This window comes from Pseudidiomarina piscicola (genome assembly GCF_902806985.1).
GTDB classification, from domain to species: Bacteria; Pseudomonadota; Gammaproteobacteria; order Enterobacterales; family Alteromonadaceae; genus Pseudidiomarina; species Pseudidiomarina piscicola.
In genome coordinates this window covers 1-1,223 of record NZ_CADCXY010000011.1, presented here as the reverse complement: position 1 = coordinate 1,223, position 1,223 = coordinate 1, and the positions used below count along the sequence as shown (strand labels likewise).

General features: G+C 48.7%; 1 protein-coding gene. It reads right to left on the bottom strand.

Annotation, left to right across the window (positions count from 1 at the left end; genetic code table 11):
* A partial coding sequence (locus PSI9734_RS11950) for a hypothetical protein (protein WP_173921357.1) occupies window positions 1-1,077 on the bottom strand: 1,077 nt, incomplete at its 3' end.
* Window positions 1,078-1,223 lie beyond the last annotated feature (146 nt).

Sequence of the window (1,223 nt, the reverse complement as noted above, 5' to 3'; positions counted from 1 at the left end):
TTTCAGGTAGTACTCTAACGTGCGCTGGTAACCCTCTGGTCCTGTGATCACCAAACGTGAAAACCGCCGTGCGGTACTGAAGCCAACCTCAGCATGACCAGTATAGGTGTAATCATACACTTGCCCGGCATTTGTCACGCGAGTCACAAAATCGTTATGATAACTGCCCGCATAATTTCTCGTCGCGCTAGAGATCGCGAGCTGATCTTGCGTATCGGCCGGGCCACGCATGGTGAACGTTTTTGCTGATTCATTCGCACCTAACGCATTGGTAAAACCACTAAAATGCCAGTCCCTGCCGCCAAGATCGGTGGCATTACTGTCGGTTGGGTAGTCTAGCTCTGCGAGGATCACTGTCGGTGCTGAGGTTTTTACTATAGAAGCGCGCTTTAGTTTCGACCAGCCCGACGCACCTGTGGCGCTGTCATTGGAAAAATAGCTGAATGACATTTCGTAACCCGTGCTCGAAACCATCTTCGCAGGCCGATGAAGAATAACCGAGTTCTGTAGCGTCGCTTTGTCATAGGTGATGGAAACAGTTTCACCATCAGGGTAGTTAATGAGGGTGGCGTAATAGGTCGTTTGAGAAGGCACAGTGGAACCCGTAACGCCGCTGTAGTCGAAATAGGAGCTTTTTGATGTATACAATACGCTAATACCGGTTTTACCTTGTACATAGCGAAAAATATTATTGCCGACCTGTCCGTCGAAGGTTGAGCCTGTGTTGCTTTGTGCCATACAGCCGTTGGAGGTGCATTTGAACGCCTCTGAAACCTCAGCGCCAAAGGTCAGGGAAAAGCTCTCGCTGCGCTCATCCGTATTACTATAAAGTTGCCCGACGACTTTACTGTCGAACTGTTGCAAGGTACTTAGCGTTAGTCGCGGCGCCGCAGGAACCTCTAATACGGGAAGATCGGGATTAAATTTACCGCTTAACAAGTCAACATTGTTGGGGTCGGACGCCACTTGCAGCGGCTTGATATTGTACTGCTCTTCCTGAGCCATTGCTGGCGTTGCAAGAAAGGCGCAAGCAATGACGATTACGGCGTAAAACTGAGTGCGAGTGCGAATGCGCATAAAAAATTCCTATATATTTTAATCAGTAACGGTTGGCGTGGTGAAATATCGGCAATTAAATTCCGATAGGTCCTCCGCCCCCTGATTGATAAAATATGTAGCTTGAGGATTCAGCACTTTCGCTTCCATCCACGCATTGCAGGAAA